Source organism: Bacillus sp. FSL W8-0223 (genome assembly GCF_038006805.1).
GTDB classification, from domain to species: domain Bacteria; phylum Bacillota; class Bacilli; order Bacillales; family DSM-4216; genus Bacillus_O; species Bacillus_O smithii.
Map to the genome: position 1 here is coordinate 2,887,562 of NZ_JBBOVX010000001.1, position 16,698 is coordinate 2,904,259.

Genomic DNA, 16,698 nt, shown 5'->3' on the forward strand with positions numbered 1-16,698 from the left:
TTTACTATTATAATAACATTTTGATGATTCGTTCAACCGCCCTTTGAAAAGTTCTTTTCATTACGGATCAGAAACATCAAGACGAATAACGGTTTTATCATGTTTTTTCAAAAAAAATTTCCCATCCTTTCCAGTCATTCCATTACTTTCAGAGATTTCGTTCGACGTCTTTTATCTCTCATTTATTATTGTAATCATTGCGAAATTCAAAATTCTCTATAAAAAAGTATGATTAACGAATTCTTCCGCTGATGGCGACAAAACCATTTTTTCACTCAAAACGCTTCCGACACTGTTTTGGCTTGCATATGAAGAAGCAAATAATCCGGCCCTCCCGCTTTTGAATCAGTACCTGACAAATTAAATCCCCCAAAAGGCTGGTATCCTACGATCGCGCCTGTACACCCTCTGTTGAAATATAAGTTCCCTACATGAAAATCTTCGCGCGCTTTTTCCAAGTTTCGTCGATCATTGGAAATAACGGCCCCGGTTAATCCATATTCCGTATTATTCGCAATTTCCAGCGCATGTTCAAAATTTTTCGCCTTCGCAAACGCAACAACCGGACCAAAAATTTCTTCCTGCATAATCCGAGCATCCGGTTCCACGTCCGCTATAATGGTCGGCTCTATATAATATCCTGTTGAATCGTCTCCTGTGCCCCCAAGAATGATGTTTCCTTCTGTTTTGCCGATTTCGATATATCTCATAATTTTTTGAAAAGAAGAGGGATCAATAACCGGCCCCATTTTGGTTTCAAAACAAGCGGGGTCGCCGATTTTCCATGTTTTCGCCAAGTTGGCTGCCCGATGAAGAACTTCGTCATATACCTCTTCCAATACAACAGCCCGTGAACAGGCAGAACATTTTTGCCCGGAAAAACCAAAAGCGGAAGCGACGATGGATTGAGCAGCCAACTCCAAATCGGCTTCCTTATCCACCACGATCGTATCCTTTCCACCCATTTCTGCTATGACTCGTTTTAGCCAAATTTGGTCGGTTTGTTTCTTTGCCGCTCTTTCATAAATTCGAAGTCCAACATCACGAGAACCGGTAAATGAAATAAACCTCGTTTTCGGATGATCGACTAAAAAATCGCCTATTTCCGAACCGCTTCCCGGAACAAATTGAAGCACACCGTCAGGCAAACCGGCTTCTTTCAACACTTCCACCAATCTTGCCGCCACCACAGGCGTTGTGGAAGCCGGTTTCAACAATACTGTATTTCCTGTTACAAGTGCAGCAACCGTCGTTCCCGCGGTTATGGCCAACGGAAAGTTCCACGGAGAGATCACCACTCCCACTCCGAGCGGTATATAATGATATCGATTGCGTTCTCCTTCTCTGCTTAGGACAGGAGCGCCATCTTTTATTTTCAGCATTTGTCGTCCATAATACTCCATAAAGTCAATGGCTTCCGCCGTATCAGCATCCGCTTCTATCCACGATTTCCCGGCTTCTTTCACCATGAGAGCCGAGAATTCATGCTTTCGGCTGCGGATGATGGCCGCTGCTTTAAACAAAATGTCCGCACGCATTTCAGGTTTCGTTTTCCGCCAAGATTCAAACGCTTCTGCAGCTGCTTGAATCGCTTTTTCCGCCAATTCTTGATTGGCTTTGGAAACGAAGCCGATCACTTCTGTTTTGTTCGCAGGATTCCGGGAAATGATTTTCTCTTTCGTTGTGATGAATTTGCCATCGATCACAAGCGGATACTCTTGCCCCAAATGTTGATTTGTCCTCTTTAAAGCTTCTTGAAACGCTTCCCGATTATTCTCATTCGTAAAATCTGTCAACGGTTCATGTTGATAAGCTATCATCTTTTTCCCTCCTGAACATGAAATTGGAATCAGCGGAACACGATAAAACAGGCAATCATCCATGAAGTTCAGATAAAAATCATCTTTTTGTTTGGAAATCAGCTTATTACATGATATCGAAAAAGGCTTTTTTTCATGCAAAAATAAAACCGAACGGCTTTGCCGTTCGATTTTATTTTTTTTGATACGTATTGCTTTTTTCGGATTGAGCAATCCATTCTTTCAGTTTCTCTTTTAAAGTATTAAATCCGGTGGAAGAATCGTCCAATTTAATATTTCCGTATCGTCGAGACATTTTCCGATCCGTTTTAGCGGATTCCATTTCACGCATGGACAGGCTGATTTTTCCATCTTCTTCATCAATCGCAACAATTTTTGCTTGAACCTCGTCCCCAACTTTTAAATAGTCTTCAATGTTTCTGACATATCCATGTGTAATTTCCGAAATATGGATGAGTCCTTGCGTTTCCTCATCTAAGGCGACAAACGCCCCATATGGTTGAATCCCGGTGACTTTTCCGGTTACTATGGAACCAACTTCATATTTTGCAGACATGCAAACACTCCTATAAAATTTTTTCTCCTATTTACGCATTGATCAATTATAGCATAATCATACTTCCACCGCAAAAACGATTGTAAACTTCATCCATATTCAACTGAATACATATCGATCGTCTATAAGCATTCCATGTTTATGGCGGTCAAAACAATTACTTGCCTAATCATCATCAAGAGACGTCTTATTTATCCATCATCCAAAATTTTTAGGAAAAATAAGAATAAATTTTCACATCATTGGACATCCTTAAAATGCAGCAAAGCTTTCTAATAGTATTCCCCCTACCCTTATTATCAGGACGAGTGGATCGTCCTCTTTTTTTTTGCCAAAAATGAAAGGCTGATTTCCCGTTAAAGGAATTCAGCCTTTGGATCGTATCTAAAGGGAAGCCAGAAAACGTTTCATTCTTTTAATCGCTTCTTGAAGCTGTTCGATCGATGAAGCATAAGAACAACGAATATATCCTTCTCCGCCTTTGCCGAATACATGTCCGGGAACAACGGCCACTTTTTCCGAAAGCAAAAGCTGTTCAGCGAATTGCTCCGATGAAAGCCCCGTTCCCCTAATAGACGGAAAAGCATAAAAAGCACCGCCCGGCATATGGCAATCCAATCCTAGTTCATTTAAAGATTCGACAAAGAAGTTTCGTCTTCTTCTATAATCGTTTTTCATTTCTTCCACATACTCCATTCCGTTTTGCAAAGCCTCAATCGCAGCATATTGCGCAGGAGTGGAAGCACACATCATGGTATATTGATGCACTTTCAACATCGCTTTGGAAATTTCTTTTGGAGCGCATGTAAATCCAAGTCTCCAGCCCGTCATGGCAAATCCCTTCGAAAATCCGTTTATTAATATCGTCCGCTCCTTCATCCCTTCCAAGCTTGCAAAAGAGATATGCGGAATATCGTAAGCCAGCTCAGCATAGATTTCATCCGCAATCACCAATAAGTCATATTTTTTTACGATATCGCAAATGGCGGTCAAGTCTTCCCGTGCCAGCTGTGTTCCGGTCGGGTTATTCGGAGAACAGATCAACAACGCTTTCGTTTTAGGTGTAATGGCCCGTTCCAATTCTTCCGGCTGAAGTTTAAAATCATTTTGCGCCAATGTGCCTATGGAAACGACATTGCCGCCGGCCAGCTGAACGAGGGGTCCGTAAGAAACGAAGCATGGCTCTACTACCGCGATTTCGTCTCCAGGGTCAATAATCGTTCGAAGGGCAATATCCAGCGCTTCGCTTCCCCCCGATGTCACGATAATTTCTTGTTCCGGATCATATTCTGCTTGAAACCGTTCTCGCATATAATCGGCAATCGCCCTTCTTAGTTCGATTAAACCTGCATTGGCCGTATAGGAAGTATATCCTCTTTCCAGCGAGGAGATGGCCGCTTCCCTAACGGACCAAGAGGTAACAAAATCCGGCTCTCCCACTCCTAGTGAAACGACGCCTTCCATATTGGCCGCCAGATCAAAAAACTTTCGAATCCCAGACGGAGGAATTTTATCCACTGATTTGGCTATATAGCTTTTCGTTGTATTCATGGTGACACCACAATTCTTCTATCATCATTGTTTTGGTCATAAATAATTCCGTCATGCTTATATTTTTTCAGTTGGAAATGTGTAGTAGTCGAAACGACCGAATCCAACGTGGACAGTTTTTCCGAAACAAAGCGGGAAATTTCATTCATCGAACGGCCTTCCACCGTCACGGACAAATCGTAAGCGCCGCTCATTAAATAAACGGATTTCACTTCTTTAAACCGATAAATGCGCTCAGCCACGGCATCGAAACCTACTCCCCGTTTTGGCGTGACTTTCACATCTATCATGGCGGTGACTCCATGATAGCTATCTACTTTCGACCAATTTACTAAAGTTGTATAATGGACGATAATATTTTCTTTTTCTAATTTTTGAATCACTTCTTGAACTTCCTCGACAGATAATTGTGTCATTTTTGCTATGTTCTCGAGAGTCGTTCTGGCATCTTTTTCCAGTATCGCCAATATCTCCAGTTCTTTCTCGTTGAGCTCCATGATTCTCCCCCATTTTTGAAATATTAAGACTACTTTATTATAACAAATTTAGGAGAAAATAAAGAAGAGAGTTCCATTTAATCAAGAAAAGTTTCTCACGGATTTCCATCAACTAGGGGGAACCAACATTGTTCAATCAAAAAGAAAGAGTTTCAATCAAAATAGACGATTCTTGCTTATATTACCGCTATATTCCAAATAGTGCAGCCAAATACACGCTTGTCTTTTTGCACGGCTTTCTTTCTTCCTCTTTTAGTTTTCGCAAACTGATTCCTTTATTAAAAACAGATTATGCACTTCTTTTGATTGACTGGCCGCCGTTTGGAAAAAGCAAAAAATCAAAGGCATTTCTTTACTCGTACGAAAATATTGCCGCCTCCATTCTCCGGCTGCTTCGTTCTTTCCAATTCGAATCCGTCGTGCTCGTGGGTCATTCCATGGGAGGACAGTTGATTTTGAATATGCTGAAACAAAAGCCGGATGCGGCGGAAAAAATGATACTCATCAATGGCTCTGCTTATATTCCGAGGTTCAAACAATCTCTGATTTTGGCCAGTTATCTGCCATTTGCCCATCGATTGGTAAAACGCTTGCTGGAAAAAACGGGGGTGGAGGGAAATTTGCGGTCAGCTGTCTATGAACATGAAAAAATTGATCAAGAAATGGTGGCAGGCTATATGGAACCATTTCTTTCTGAAGATATTTTCCACGGACTGATCCGATTTCTGCGCCATAGGGAAGGCGATCTTTCTTCCGTAGAAATTCAAAACATACAAACCCCTTCTCTTTTAATTCACGGGGAATTTGACAAGATCGTTCCTTTCCATATCGGCAAACGGTTAGCTCAAGATTTGCCGAACAGCCGTCTCGTTATGATCGAAAAAGCCGGACATCTTTTACCGGAAGAAAATCCGGAAGAGATCTGCCGGCACTTGAACGAATTTGTCAGCGTTGAAAAGGGAGATCGCACGAAGAATTTTCTTTGACGGCTAACAAAGCGCTTGCTATGGGTTCTATTTCTTCACGCGGAAGAAGTTTTTCAAATGAAAGTTCAAAGATGGCACGAATTTTTCGCACAAGAGTTTCAAGGTTATCCGTTTCATGAACCGCTTGGATAATATCCGCCATTTCCGTATCATATTGACCTGCTCCAATGCGGAATGGATCCCAGCCCATTAAAATATCTGCCAGCTGCAGATTCGTTTTAGCGATTGGATTCAAGTTGCATCACCTTTTGTTTTACCATTTTTGCTTCTTATTTTACCATGGAGTAGAGAAATCAAAAACTAGGAGGAAATATGGAATGGTGCAATTTGACGAAATCATCGGCCGAAAAGGAACTTCCTCGGTAAAATGGGACCAAATCAAAACGATATTCGGAACCGAAGAAGCGTTGCCTATGTGGGTAGCAGACATGGACTTCCGCGCCCCGCAAGAAGTGATCGAGGCTCTGAAGAAAAAAATCGAACATGGCGTTTTTGGTTATACGACCATGCCGGACTCTGCCATCGAAGCTGTTTGCCAATGGATGGAGAAGCGTCATCATTTTCCCGTTCAAAGAGAATGGCTGCTTTTCAGCCCGGGAGTAGTTCCTTCCATCAGTTTAGCCATTCAAGCGTTGACGGAGGAAGGTGACGAAGTGCTAGTGCAGCCGCCCATATACCCGCCGTTTTTCAACATGGTAAAAGCAAATAACCGCAAAGTGGCCTATTGCCCGCTTGTATTAAAGGGCAATCAATACGAGATCGACTTTGATGCGTTTGAACAGTTGTTAAAAACTAGAAATATTCGATTGTTTTTGCTGTGCAGTCCACACAATCCCGGCGGAAGGGTATGGACAAAAGAAGAATTAACCAAAATAGCGGATCTCTGTCAAACTTACCAAGTATGGATCGTCTCTGACGAAATCCATAGTGATTTGACGGCACTCCCAAACAAACATATCCCCATCGCTTCCATAAAAGAAGAATACCGCGAATTTGTCATTACTTGCATCGCGCCAAGCAAGACTTTCAATTTAGCAGGACTTCAAGCTTCCTGTATCATTGTGCCAAACCCAAAAATTCGGAATCAATTATCCCGCGTTCAAAAACGTCAAGGCTTTTTCCAGCTGAATATGATGGGAATGGCAGCGATGGAAGCTGCTTATCGTTACGGGGAAAAGTGGTTGGATGAAGCCATTTCCTATATTCGTGGAAACGTGGAGCTTGTGAAGCAGTTTATTGAAAAAGAAATTCCATCATTAAAAGTGATGGAACCGCAAGGCGGATATCTGATTTGGATTGATTGCCGAGAAACCGGCTTAACGGATCAAGAAATAAAAGAGCGGCTTTTATTCAAAGGAAAACTCGCTTTAGAGTCCGGCCCTAAATACGGACCAGGCGGAGAAGGGTTTGTCCGTATGAATGTCGGCTGCCCGCGCTCCTTAGTCGAGGAAGGTTTGAAGCGAATGAAAGCTGCGTTTTCGAAAGACTAATTCACTTCATGCAGCACGTTGCCGTAAATGGACGAAAGCGCCGGTCATCTGAACCGGCGCCCAATGGTTTGGATACATAAACTCGCCAATTTAAAATAATGAGCTTATTTCCTTAAATGGCGTCTTTGTTTATTAATTTGCTCTTCTAATTCCCTTGTTTTTTCCTCTTCTTTTTTGGAGATTTTTTTAATCAACAGGAAGGCGATCACTGCCAAAATAAAAAAAATGGTCATAGATATAGCCGCCGGAATATACTCCGATTTATCTTCCGGAAAATACAAAAACAAACCTAATATGAAAGCGATCAAAACAAAACAGCCCCCTTAATAGTAATGAGCTCCCTATTTCTCTTCACCATTCCAACTTCTATCCCCTTCGTCCATTCTCGATTCAAATACGAGAAAACAGCAGCCACATCAAACATTTTGTTCCCAAAATTCTGATTTCTTACATTCTACCTTTAAATCATCATGTTCGAAATCCATCGTTCCTCCGCCGGATTGAAGCATCCCGCGGAGGACTTTCATTTATTCGGCCACCAATATCGTTTCAATAATCACATCTTCCAAAGGACGATCTTGTTGATCTGTTTCCACGTTGGCGATTTCATCTACAACGTCCATTCCTTCCAACACTTGTCCAAAGACAGTGTGGCGGAAGTCAAGCCAAGGCGTTCCACCTTTCTCCATATAAACGTCAATAATTTCTTTCGGATACCCGGCTTTTTCCATTTGTTCCCGAAAACCAGGATCGATGTTTTGATTTTGGACAATAAAAAACTGGCTTCCATTTGTGTTTGGCCCCGCATTGGCCATCGAGAGCGCTCCTCGAATGTTAAACAAATTCGGCGAGAATTCATCTTCAAATGGCTTTCCGTAAATGCTCTCTCCACCTGTTCCATTTCCTTTCGGATCGCCGCCTTGAATCATAAAATCGCGAATCACACGATGAAAAATTAATCCGTTGTAATAGCCGTTTTTGCTGTGAGTAATAAAATTTTCCACGGTTTTCGGCGCGTATTCCGGAAACAGCTTGATTATAATGCTGCCTTTATTGGTCTTCATTTCAACAACGATCTCATTTTCTGCTACTTGATTGGTTAATTGCGGAAATGTCATAAATTTTCTCCTTCCGTTTTATTATCTCTCTTACTTTACCTTATTGCGGATGAAATTTCCACATCGCAACTTCGGCTGGAGCTTCCCGACTAAAAAGTTCTTTTCCCGTTCCATTCTTTTTGTGTTATGTTTATGAAAAAGACTTTTCAGGAGGAACGAATCATGGATATAGGAGATGTGGTAACCGCCATTTACAAAACAGGAAAATATATCGGAAAAATTACGGACGAACGACCGGAACATTATACCGTGCAAATATTAGCGGTAGAAAAGCACCCGCTGCAAGGAGACCTTCATCATCCGAAACAAGGAAATGTAAGCTTTTTCCACGAACGCAAAGCGCTGGCTTTCAAAGAACAAGCCAATATTCCTAAAAAAATGGTGAAGCCTTTTACCGGAAAAGTGCCGAATTACACGGAATCATTGTTGAAATCCTTTATCGTTTATAAACAGGAACTGGAACAAAACCCGGAAAATGAATATGCCCAAAAAAGCCTCCAATGTTTATCATCCATACAAAAAGAATACGAATTCATGTACTCGATTTCCTTCCCAAATTAATCATCCAGTACAAAAATTCGTATTTTCTCTACACATCAAACCTTCGCTTCTCCATGCTTGCCATCATGGAGACTGATGGATCTTTTCATTTGATTGATTAGGAGAGTTTTCACTCGTCGAAGGTTGATCGGCATTTGTTGTTTGGCTTTGATTGTTTTCTGATGTTTGCGTATGATCAGCAGTACCATTGTTGTTCCGGTCGTTGTTCTGATTGTTTTCCGTCGATTGATTGGTCGGCGCCACCGGTACTAATGGATTGCTTTTCCCTGAAGGATCCGGAGTCGAGATACTTGGCGGCGTTAGTTTTAACTTTTTGGCAATCGTTGAATCATAATAAACGGAAATCGTCATATTAACCGTTAAGGCATTCGCTTCATTCTCTGTGGAAACAGGTTCGTCGTTTCCAGCAAATTGGATCGATTCCACTCGATTGACACGATCCATTTGCTCCAATTTTTTTAAAAACTGATAAATCTCAGGATACGTTGACGCTTGTACGACTAAATTGACTTTTTCTTGTTTTATCCCCGACGGCAATGAAGTTTTGGCCGTTTTGGATGGTTTCGTATCGTTATTTTGTGCAGTTGTACTCGTCGTTTCACCCGTATTGAAACTAGTCGCATTGGAGTTTGAGTTTGTTCCAGTCATTTGATCCATTTGATCCGCTTGATTCGTACCATCATCAGCATCGGTTGATGAGTCAGAGTCTTCCGCAAGGGCGTATTGAATAATGGTACAGCCTGATGATGCTTCAGCCTTTTGCAAATCCAAAATAAATTGGTCGACAGAATCGTTCCAAGGAAGCGCTGCCTGCCATTGATAGACCTTTTTCAAATCGTCTGCTGATAATTGTTTTTCAGATTGAGATTGAACCTTTTCCGATGAATCATTGACATGAGCCATTTGCGAAGAAAGGGCAGCAATCTGTTTTTTGGCAGGGACGATTGCTTTCCAATAATAAAAAATGTCTAAAAAACAGAAAAGGATCACAAGAATTAACGGGATCAACATTTTCACTCGTTTGCTCATGCCTACTCATCCTTTTCTGTATCGATCTTTAATTTACTCGTTTCAAGCTGTAAAACATACTCCGCTTGATAGCGCGGCAACGTTGTTGGATCAATAGCGGTGTTGTCTGTTGCATTATCGGTTGTATAACCGTTCACGCTGCCGGTTGTATCATTTGTTTGAGGCGAAACGCCAAAACTCTTTAACGTCGCTTTCTTGATCCATGATATTTCATTGAGTCGTTTCAAATAATAAGCAATCTCGCTTTTTGTATCAAATTGAACGATCATATCCGCTTCTTGATCATCTGTCAGTGAAAATAGCAACAAATATCCTCTTTCCGGAAGCTTTTCCGTGAGTTCTTTCAATATTTTCGTCGTTTCAATGGGTTGATTTTGCGCCCATTTCACAGCCGTTTCGTATTGATGGAAGGACTCGACTTCAGGATTTTGATGGTTCGCTTTCATTTTCGCAGCTTGCAGCTTTGTGGCAAAATCCACTTTCTCTTGCAGCTCGGCTTCTTGTTTTTGCAATGAATGGCCATAGATGAGAAGAAAAACAAGCAAAAAAATAAAAAGAACGAGCAAGATAAAAAGGCCAATCAAGAGATAAGAAGGTTTTTTCTTTTTTTCAATGAAATTGATTTCTACTAACATATACTCACCTTCTGATGCTCATTCTGCAGGGTGGAGGGCTAGTCCAATACAGTCAGAAAAAGCAGGCGGAATATTGATATTTTCTTTATTTTGAAATAACGGCACAGTCAATGCATCATCGATCTCTATTTCAATTTGCTCTTGCAAAACTTCGGAAATGGTTTGTAAATAAGGATGGTCCCCCGCTACGACGATTTTATTCAATCGCTTTTCCCCTTGCATGATGGTGAATTCGTAAAAGTTTTGCAATCGGCTTATTTCCTGAACGATCGTGCGAATATATTCACCGAGCAAATCTTCAATTCCTTCCGGCATATAATATTCATAATCCATATGTGAGCGGTTGATATACGCTTCTCTATTTGCAGGCAAGTTTACATAGTGAACATAAATCGGCTGATGTTGTTCAAAAATCGATACTTGAATATACGAATAATGGATTTGCAGCAATAAAATACGGTCATCCGGACGAACCCGATTCAAATGGTAATACAGACGATACAACGATAAAAGCGATAAATCCATAACTCTCGGCTTTAATTTTAGTTTTTCCAATAAACCGACATACTGGTTCACAATCGCCTCCCGCGCTGCAATCATCAATGCTTCTCGGCCATTTTCACTCTCATCTTGCCATTCTACCGTTTCAATAATCGGATCTTCAAAAGGAAGCGGAATGGAATCATTGGCAGCCATATAAAGATATCCTTTCATTTCATCACTCGGAACATCTTCAGGAATGGCCACTTTCCGCAAAAAAGTATGCCCGTCCGGAAGGCAAAGAAAGGCAGGCAGCTTTTTGGCGCCATATTCTATGAGCTGTTCCTCGATCATACCAAGCAAGTAATCTTCATTCTCAATAAATCCGCCTGAAATGATTCCGTCCGGCAATGCTTTTTGATTGAATGAGAGAATGGTATTTTTTTTGTCACCAGTAAACGCAAATAATCATCCGTTATGATCATTTGTAATTTCTTTCGTTTGCCATATGTATAGGACTTCATTTCCTGATCTCCTTAACTCCACATGGTTCTTATGTAGAAATCTATCATATCTTGTCCATAAAAAAAGGCAAGAATGGCACCGGCAGCTATAAACGGGCCAAAAGGAACCGGTTTTCCTTTCTTAAATTTTCCTTTGAACAGGAGAATCAATCCGAATAACGATCCAAACAAGCAAGCCAGAAAAAATGACAATAGAGTCTTTTCTAATCCTAAAATCAACCCGATGACAAAGTACAGCTTAATATCTCCTCCGCCCATTGCCCCGTTTGTCACAACCGCGATGAGAAAAAGAAGTCCAAATCCAATCACGGCACCCGCCCATGAACTCCACCACGGTACGGTTGGCGAAAGGAGTCGAATGACGATAAAAAGAATCATAAACGGCAGCAAAATCTTATCAGGAATCACCATATAAGCTAAATCCGAAACGGTAATAACGACGAGCAAGGATGTAAACAAACAAGCCATCACCAGATTCATACTCCAGCCAAATTGATAAAAAGAAAAAGCAAAGAGCACACCCGTGACAGCTTCAAAAATAGGATAGATCCATGAAATTTTTCTTTTGCACGACCGGCATTTGCCTTTGAGAAAGAAAAAAGAAAACAAAGGAATATTTTCAAACCAACGCAGTTTATGATGGCAATAAGGACAATGTGAGCTTGGAAAAACGATCGATTCATGGTTTGGCACGCGAAGCCCCACAACATTAAAAAACGAACCGAACACAAGACCTATTACGGCAAAATAAACAGTCCAAAACGTATTCATTCTCGATCCTCTCATTCCTTGTGATAGCAAATACTCACTTAAGCGAAAAACGCCATGATCATTGCTAAACTATCATTACTTAAGAGAGAAGCTGTTTCTTTCCATTGTGTCACAATACAGAAAGTAAATGAAAATAAGGATACGGTCTGGATAGTAATCCAGACCTTAAAACGATCATTCCTTATTAATTGGATTAAAAATTGCCTGAGTTGATATCTTTTTCAGAGCCTTTAAATGTACCTTTACTAGTTACTAATTGAATGTAATAACCTGTATCATCCTTTTTTACATAACTACCGCTCGCATAAGTTTTTGACTTATCATATGGATCTTTTGGAATCGCATCTAAATAGCCGGCATCCACCAAATCTTGAAGAGTGGCGCCATTTGAACTTTTTATTTTCGACGATACTGTACTGTTTTCATCATCGGCAATCGCTAATTTAGCTGCATTAATAATTAACAAGGCATTGGATCGATTCGAATCGGCTCTGCTGTTATCGATAATTTTTCCGACGCTTGGTACAGCCACCGCTGCGATAATGGCAAGAATGACAACAACAGCCAATAATTCAATCAGCGTCATACCTTTTTGATTTTTCACGACAGTTTGCAATTTTTTCATGACACTCCCTCTTTCTTTCCTAATAATTCTTCCAACGATCAATGAAAAATAGAAACTTGAGCCATCATTTCATGTTTAAACGATCGCCCCAACTCCTCTCAAATACTATTTTTATTAGGAAAACAGAAAATGGGAGGTTGCACTACTCGCTCCAAGTCATTCAAGTGCCCAGATACAAATGACTCTTCATCACTCCAAATTCCGAAAGTTTACAACTCTATTATACGTTTTTTAGGTAGAAAGTCACTAAATTTTTCCGTGAAAAAAGTATGAATTTTCTATTAATAGTCTCTCTATCCATTACTCTTTTAAAAACCTTGATAAATGCGAAAAATCGGGACGTAAATGGATAAAATGATGATGCCAACCGCGACCGCCAAAAACACAATGAGCATCGGCTCGATTAATGTTTTCACTTGTTCAGTTGCTTGTTCAACTTCCGATTCATAAAAATCCGCCACTTTTTCCAACATAAAATCTAACGTCCCGGAGCTTTCGCCTAAAATAATCATTCTTGTAACAAAAGGCGGAAAAGCCCAATGTCCAATCATCGGCTCAGCCATTGATTTTCCTTCTTCCAATGATTCTTTCGATTGATTGAGCACATTGATGATGACTTGATTGTCCACTATACGTTCAACAATGGTTAATGAATCAAGAATCGGGACTGAAGCGGAAAACAATGAACTTAATGTTCTCGCCATCCGAGCAAGCGCCGATTTTTGAATGATTTTACCGAACACAGGAATTTTAAGTTTCATATAATCAAGCAAATAATTGCCTCTCGGTGAACGCATCCATAGCCAGAATAAAAGCGAGCACGCCATCACAATCAATACAATAAGCCAACCGTAAGACGTTAAAACGTGACTGATCATAAGCATCAATCTAGTTATCAACGGCAGATTGGCACCAAGAGAAGCAAACATTTCTTCAAACATGGGCACAACATAAATAAACATAAAAAAGACTACCATAATAGCAACGAAAAGAATCGCCAGCGGATACACCATGGCCGATTTCACTTTTTGCCTGATTTCGTATTGTTTTTCGAAATAAGTCGCCAGCCGGTCTAAAATTTCATCCAACTGTCCGCCGACTTCTCCGGCTTTTACCATATTTATATAAATGGACGGGAAAATATTCGGAAATTTTCGGGCAGCCTCAGAATAAGCAATCCCCGAACGAATTTCTTCTTCGACTTCGACAAGCGCATCTTTCAACAGACGATTATCTGTTTGTTCAGATAATATTTTTGTCGCTTCCACAACGCTGATTCCGGCTTTTATGAGCGTTGCAAATTGTCGAATATAAATCACTAAATCTTTGTATTTGACCTTTTTGGGGAGAATATTGACTTCACGGTAAAGCAGGCCAGTCATCTCTTCCAGTGCGGCAACGGCAATGCCATTTTCTTTCAACTTTTGCACCGCTTTGCTGCGAGTATCTGCTTTCACCGTTCCTTTCACTCTTTCCCCTTTGCGATTACGGCCGCTGTACTGAAAAACTGCCATCAATAACCACCATCTGTCATATAAGGTTTGGCATCTTCCAATGAAATGAGATTTTGATTCAGCAAAGATTGAACAGACATTTGCATCGTCTGCATGCCGATATGTTTGCTTGTCTGCATCACGCTTCTTATCTGATGAATTTTCTCATTGCGAATTAAATTACGTACAGCCGGATTATTAATTAAAATTTCAAAGGCGGCAATGGCTCTGATTCGTATTTTGTGTTGAAGAAGACGGTTTCTCTTGATTGGAGGAACTGCCATTCTGACTGGTTTGAGATGGGTTGTCCGCTTCGTTGTTCGGCGTACTCCCCGTTGTTGTATTTTGTGAAGCAGGATCGATTTTTTCGTTCGCTGTGTGCTCTGTTGCATCATTCTCCGTGCCGGAATTTCCATCGGCCGTTGCGTCACTTTCTGGTTGTTTCAAGTTTTCCACAACAATTTTCGGAATCGGCAAATAAAAATCTTTTGATACAAGAGATTCATAAAATACTTTATGATTCAATGCCACTTGTTTATACAGTTCCGCCGAATACCCGTATTTGCCGTTTTGATTGGCCGCCGTTTCTGCCAACGGTCGGTATTGTATGACTTTTCTTGGCGCATACGTTTTTACGTTTTTCTTCACCAATTGATAAGTAAAAGGATCGCTAGGACCGATTAAACTGAGCTTTAATACATGATCTGATATTTTCTCGCTTTTAATGACAAACGCTGTATGATTGGGATTATAAATTTTTAAATCAGCTTTGGAACCGTCCACCCTTGCCTCATAACCTAATTCTATCCCCTCTGGCAAAGTATCACTAATATGTCTTTCTACGATTTGTAAATTGGTTGGCAACGTTAATTGATAGATGGCAGAAGCGCATTGGATGAAAAAGCCTTTGTCATCATTGTCCAGATTTTGGATATAATCATTCAACGAAAAGATTTTCTCCGGCTTCAGCGTCATGGTGGAATTGCTCGACAACCAGTCCTCCATGTCAGCCGGATCATTTACGAAAATCCTTTTGGAATCGATTATTTTCGGTTTGTTTTCAGACGCTTTCAAATATTGGACTAAATCCTCCGTTTGCTGTGAAGAATCTAAACGACCCGCTTTTTCCTTCAGCAGCTGCTTTACCTTTTCCAAATCTATTAAATTGACTAATTCAGGATTTTCTAATTTCTTGAACAAAATCGTTTTAAGAGATTGTTCATCCACTTCTGTATACAGAATATTTTTCTCGCCATCCAGACAGGCGTTCAAAGAAGATGCAACTTTAAAATGCACGACACTCATCGGTACGGAAATCGTTTTATTAAAAAAAGTAAAAGATACTGTCGATTTTTTTTGCCAATCCAACACATTTTCTGATATTTTCGATTCCGCTTCTGCTTTATTCAAAGAGGATATATTAATGGGCCCAATATATGTACCTTCTTCAAATACAGGTTCTTTTTTTGAAAAAGAAGCCATCGCCAAAGAGGTGATCTTCGAAAGAGCCATCAGAACAATTGTCGAAATCAGCAAAATAGCGAAAAAGCGAAACATGTTTGTTCTGTTCATGACAGATCACCTTTTTCATCCGTTTTATTGTTGCGCTGAGCCAGTATATCTTCAAATGAAGACTCATTTTGTTGTAAAGGATCCGCTTCCTCTTTCAATGCTTCAAACCGTTTTTGATACATTTCTTGCATGCTTTCATCTTCATTTAAGGCCGAAATCATTGAAAGATCATATTCCGTGTCAAGGGGAGGAGCCGTTAATTCATCACGCAAAGAATCGGGACGATCTTCTTTCAATCCGCCATTAGGTTGGATCGGGATGTCAAGATTATCTGCCATCGCTGCTTTTTCTCTCAATTCATCGTAGTCAAACTTCGGCTCGGCAAGTTCAAACGGATCCACTCCCGGATTGTCTTCAAACCACGGTTCTCTTGGATATAAAAGAATGGTTAAACATAGAATAAATAAGAACGCGATCACCACGGCAACGGCATTCGGAAAAATCAAAAACGCTACCTTCGCAATCAAAAAGCAAAAAATACTTGCTATGATCAAATAACGTTTATGGCGTTTACTCATAGATAAAGGAATCATATAAAACAAACAAGAAAATACGATGATCGGAATGACGAAAGATAAAATGGTTTTCATAATGCCCCCAAAAATGAAATTCACTTCTCCCTTCTTGAATCTATTATACTAATAAATAATACCTATTCTGTGGAAAAATTTTAATATTTTTAAATGGCGATCCAATCAGAGGTTAACATAAATAAGCAAATCCCTCTGACGGCTGCTTATCTGCCGACCCTCGGTTTCATATTTTGCCACACAACTTTTTTCATCCAGAAGCTGCTGATCCGTATTCTAAGATGAAAGGAATTATCCCTTATGAACATTTCATTCTTCTCTTAGAAAACTTTTATGGACGTCTTCCTGCCTCTGATTGAAGCGGCTGATCATGATTTAAGAGACCGCTATTTTAGCCATTCGGAAGAATCACAGATTTCAAAAAAGAGCTCTGTCAGAAGGCAAAAATTGTCTCTACTAC

19 protein-coding genes and 1 riboswitch are annotated in these 16,698 nt (G+C 40.4%); of the genes, 3 read left to right on the top strand and 16 right to left on the bottom strand.

Annotated elements, in window-relative coordinates:
- Nucleotides 1-275: 275 nt before the first annotated feature.
- The 4 genes from pruA to NST81_RS13935 form a co-directional block, all read right to left on the bottom strand.
- A complete protein-coding gene (gene pruA, locus NST81_RS13920) occupies nucleotides 276-1,820 on the bottom strand; it encodes an L-glutamate gamma-semialdehyde dehydrogenase (protein WP_341030093.1) in 1,545 nt (514 codons plus the stop codon).
- A 172-nt stretch (nucleotides 1,821-1,992) separates the two neighbouring features.
- Entirely contained in the window at nucleotides 1,993-2,376 is a 384-nt protein-coding gene (yugI, locus tag NST81_RS13925; protein WP_327797025.1) for a S1 domain-containing post-transcriptional regulator GSP13, read from the bottom strand.
- A 384-nt stretch (nucleotides 2,377-2,760) separates the two neighbouring features.
- Nucleotides 2,761-3,927, bottom strand: a complete 1,167-nt coding sequence (locus NST81_RS13930) for an aminotransferase (protein ID WP_341030094.1) — start codon at nucleotides 3,925-3,927, stop codon at nucleotides 2,761-2,763.
- Nucleotides 3,924-4,424 (bottom strand): Lrp/AsnC family transcriptional regulator, encoded by a 501-nt coding sequence (locus tag NST81_RS13935; RefSeq protein WP_048623898.1) that lies wholly within the window; start codon nucleotides 4,422-4,424, stop codon nucleotides 3,924-3,926. The genes NST81_RS13930 and NST81_RS13935 overlap by 4 nt, the downstream gene beginning before the upstream one ends.
- A 128-nt stretch (nucleotides 4,425-4,552) precedes the next feature.
- Between NST81_RS13935 and NST81_RS13940 the strand changes: the two genes are divergently transcribed.
- Nucleotides 4,553-5,410: an alpha/beta fold hydrolase gene (locus NST81_RS13940; RefSeq protein ID WP_340396242.1), complete on the top strand. Its 858-nt coding sequence runs from the start codon at nucleotides 4,553-4,555 to the stop codon at nucleotides 5,408-5,410.
- On the opposite strand, the gene NST81_RS13945 is transcribed toward NST81_RS13940, so the two are convergent.
- Entirely contained in the window at nucleotides 5,370-5,645 is a 276-nt protein-coding gene (locus NST81_RS13945) for a DUF1871 family protein (RefSeq protein ID WP_327797028.1), read from the bottom strand. The two genes, NST81_RS13940 and NST81_RS13945, sit on opposite strands and share 41 nt — an antisense overlap.
- 82 nt (nucleotides 5,646-5,727) lie before the next feature.
- Between NST81_RS13945 and NST81_RS13950 the strand changes: the two genes are divergently transcribed.
- Complete coding sequence (locus NST81_RS13950; protein WP_341030095.1) at nucleotides 5,728-6,900, top strand: MalY/PatB family protein; 1,173 nt, start codon at nucleotides 5,728-5,730, stop codon at nucleotides 6,898-6,900.
- A 104-nt stretch (nucleotides 6,901-7,004) separates the two neighbouring features.
- Here the strand turns inward: NST81_RS13950 and NST81_RS13955 are convergent, their stop codons facing one another.
- Entirely contained in the window at nucleotides 7,005-7,208 is a 204-nt protein-coding gene (locus tag NST81_RS13955) for a hypothetical protein (RefSeq protein ID WP_003354307.1), read from the bottom strand.
- A gap of 219 nt (nucleotides 7,209-7,427) precedes the next feature.
- Nucleotides 7,428-8,018 (bottom strand): peptidylprolyl isomerase, encoded by a 591-nt coding sequence (locus NST81_RS13960; protein WP_341030096.1) that lies wholly within the window; start codon nucleotides 8,016-8,018, stop codon nucleotides 7,428-7,430.
- 162 nt (nucleotides 8,019-8,180) lie between these two features.
- Between NST81_RS13960 and NST81_RS13965 the strand changes: the two genes are divergently transcribed.
- Entirely contained in the window at nucleotides 8,181-8,579 is a 399-nt protein-coding gene (locus NST81_RS13965; RefSeq protein ID WP_341030097.1) for a kinase-associated lipoprotein B, read from the top strand.
- A gap of 63 nt (nucleotides 8,580-8,642) precedes the next feature.
- Here NST81_RS13965 and NST81_RS13970 read toward each other — a convergent pair whose 3' ends face one another.
- From NST81_RS13970 to NST81_RS14010, 9 genes are all read right to left on the bottom strand, one after another.
- Complete coding sequence (locus tag NST81_RS13970) at nucleotides 8,643-9,608, bottom strand: hypothetical protein (RefSeq protein ID WP_341030098.1); 966 nt, start codon at nucleotides 9,606-9,608, stop codon at nucleotides 8,643-8,645.
- 2 nt (nucleotides 9,609-9,610) lie between these two features.
- Nucleotides 9,611-10,243: a hypothetical protein gene (locus NST81_RS13975; protein WP_341030099.1), complete on the bottom strand. Its 633-nt coding sequence runs from the start codon at nucleotides 10,241-10,243 to the stop codon at nucleotides 9,611-9,613.
- Nucleotides 10,244-10,261: 18 nt separating this feature from the next.
- Nucleotides 10,262-11,134, bottom strand: coding sequence for a type IV pilus biogenesis protein PilM (gene pilM, locus NST81_RS13980; protein WP_341030100.1), 873 nt, complete (start codon nucleotides 11,132-11,134; stop codon nucleotides 10,262-10,264).
- The gene (locus NST81_RS13985; RefSeq protein WP_341030516.1) at nucleotides 11,074-11,247 is read right to left on the bottom strand and encodes a hypothetical protein; all 174 of its coding nucleotides are present in this window, start codon (nucleotides 11,245-11,247) and stop codon (nucleotides 11,074-11,076) included. Before NST81_RS13985 ends, pilM begins: the two co-directional genes overlap by 61 nt.
- Before the next feature lie 12 nt (nucleotides 11,248-11,259).
- Nucleotides 11,260-12,018: a prepilin peptidase gene (locus tag NST81_RS13990; RefSeq protein ID WP_003354316.1), complete on the bottom strand. Its 759-nt coding sequence runs from the start codon at nucleotides 12,016-12,018 to the stop codon at nucleotides 11,260-11,262.
- 193 nt (nucleotides 12,019-12,211) lie between these two features.
- On the bottom strand, nucleotides 12,212-12,643 hold the full coding sequence (locus NST81_RS13995; protein ID WP_003354318.1) for a competence type IV pilus major pilin ComGC: 432 nt from the start codon (nucleotides 12,641-12,643) through the stop codon (nucleotides 12,212-12,214).
- 122 nt (nucleotides 12,644-12,765) lie between these two features.
- A riboswitch (cyclic di-GMP riboswitch) is annotated at nucleotides 12,766-12,848 on the bottom strand.
- Nucleotides 12,849-12,951: 103 nt separating this feature from the next.
- Entirely contained in the window at nucleotides 12,952-14,157 is a 1,206-nt protein-coding gene (locus tag NST81_RS14000) for a type II secretion system F family protein (RefSeq protein WP_048623906.1), read from the bottom strand.
- Between the two features lie 189 nt (nucleotides 14,158-14,346).
- Nucleotides 14,347-15,708 (bottom strand): VanW family protein, encoded by a 1,362-nt coding sequence (locus NST81_RS14005; protein WP_048623907.1) that lies wholly within the window; start codon nucleotides 15,706-15,708, stop codon nucleotides 14,347-14,349.
- Entirely contained in the window at nucleotides 15,705-16,322 is a 618-nt protein-coding gene (locus tag NST81_RS14010; RefSeq protein WP_048623908.1) for a hypothetical protein, read from the bottom strand. Before NST81_RS14010 ends, NST81_RS14005 begins: the two co-directional genes overlap by 4 nt.
- Between the last annotated feature and the right edge of the window lie 376 nt (nucleotides 16,323-16,698).

What these genes read in the sequence shown, in the direction of transcription:
- NST81_RS13990 (WP_003354316.1), bottom strand. Translation starts at nt 12,018, where the DNA reads ATGAATACGTTTTGGACTGTTTATTTTGCCGTAATAGGTCTTGTGTTC.
- NST81_RS13965 (WP_341030097.1), top strand. Translation starts at nt 8,181, where the DNA reads ATGGATATAGGAGATGTGGTAACCGCCATTTACAAAACAGGAAAATAT.
- NST81_RS13935 (WP_048623898.1), bottom strand. Translation starts at nt 4,424, where the DNA reads ATGGAGCTCAACGAGAAAGAACTGGAGATATTGGCGATACTGGAAAAA.
- NST81_RS14000 (WP_048623906.1), bottom strand. Translation starts at nt 14,157, where the DNA reads ATGGCAGTTTTTCAGTACAGCGGCCGTAATCGCAAAGGGGAAAGAGTG.
- NST81_RS13975 (WP_341030099.1), bottom strand. Translation starts at nt 10,243, where the DNA reads ATGTTAGTAGAAATCAATTTCATTGAAAAAAAGAAAAAACCTTCTTAT.
- NST81_RS13970 (WP_341030098.1), bottom strand. Translation starts at nt 9,608, where the DNA reads ATGAGCAAACGAGTGAAAATGTTGATCCCGTTAATTCTTGTGATCCTT.
- NST81_RS13950 (WP_341030095.1), top strand. Translation starts at nt 5,728, where the DNA reads ATGGTGCAATTTGACGAAATCATCGGCCGAAAAGGAACTTCCTCGGTA.
- NST81_RS14005 (WP_048623907.1), bottom strand. Translation starts at nt 15,708, where the DNA reads ATGAACAGAACAAACATGTTTCGCTTTTTCGCTATTTTGCTGATTTCG.
- pruA (WP_341030093.1), bottom strand. Translation starts at nt 1,820, where the DNA reads ATGATAGCTTATCAACATGAACCGTTGACAGATTTTACGAATGAGAAT.
- NST81_RS13985 (WP_341030516.1), bottom strand. Translation starts at nt 11,247, where the DNA reads ATGAAGTCCTATACATATGGCAAACGAAAGAAATTACAAATGATCATA.
- NST81_RS13995 (WP_003354318.1), bottom strand. Translation starts at nt 12,643, where the DNA reads ATGAAAAAATTGCAAACTGTCGTGAAAAATCAAAAAGGTATGACGCTG.
- NST81_RS13960 (WP_341030096.1), bottom strand. Translation starts at nt 8,018, where the DNA reads ATGACATTTCCGCAATTAACCAATCAAGTAGCAGAAAATGAGATCGTT.
- NST81_RS13930 (WP_341030094.1), bottom strand. Translation starts at nt 3,927, where the DNA reads ATGAATACAACGAAAAGCTATATAGCCAAATCAGTGGATAAAATTCCT.
- yugI (WP_327797025.1), bottom strand. Translation starts at nt 2,376, where the DNA reads ATGTCTGCAAAATATGAAGTTGGTTCCATAGTAACCGGAAAAGTCACC.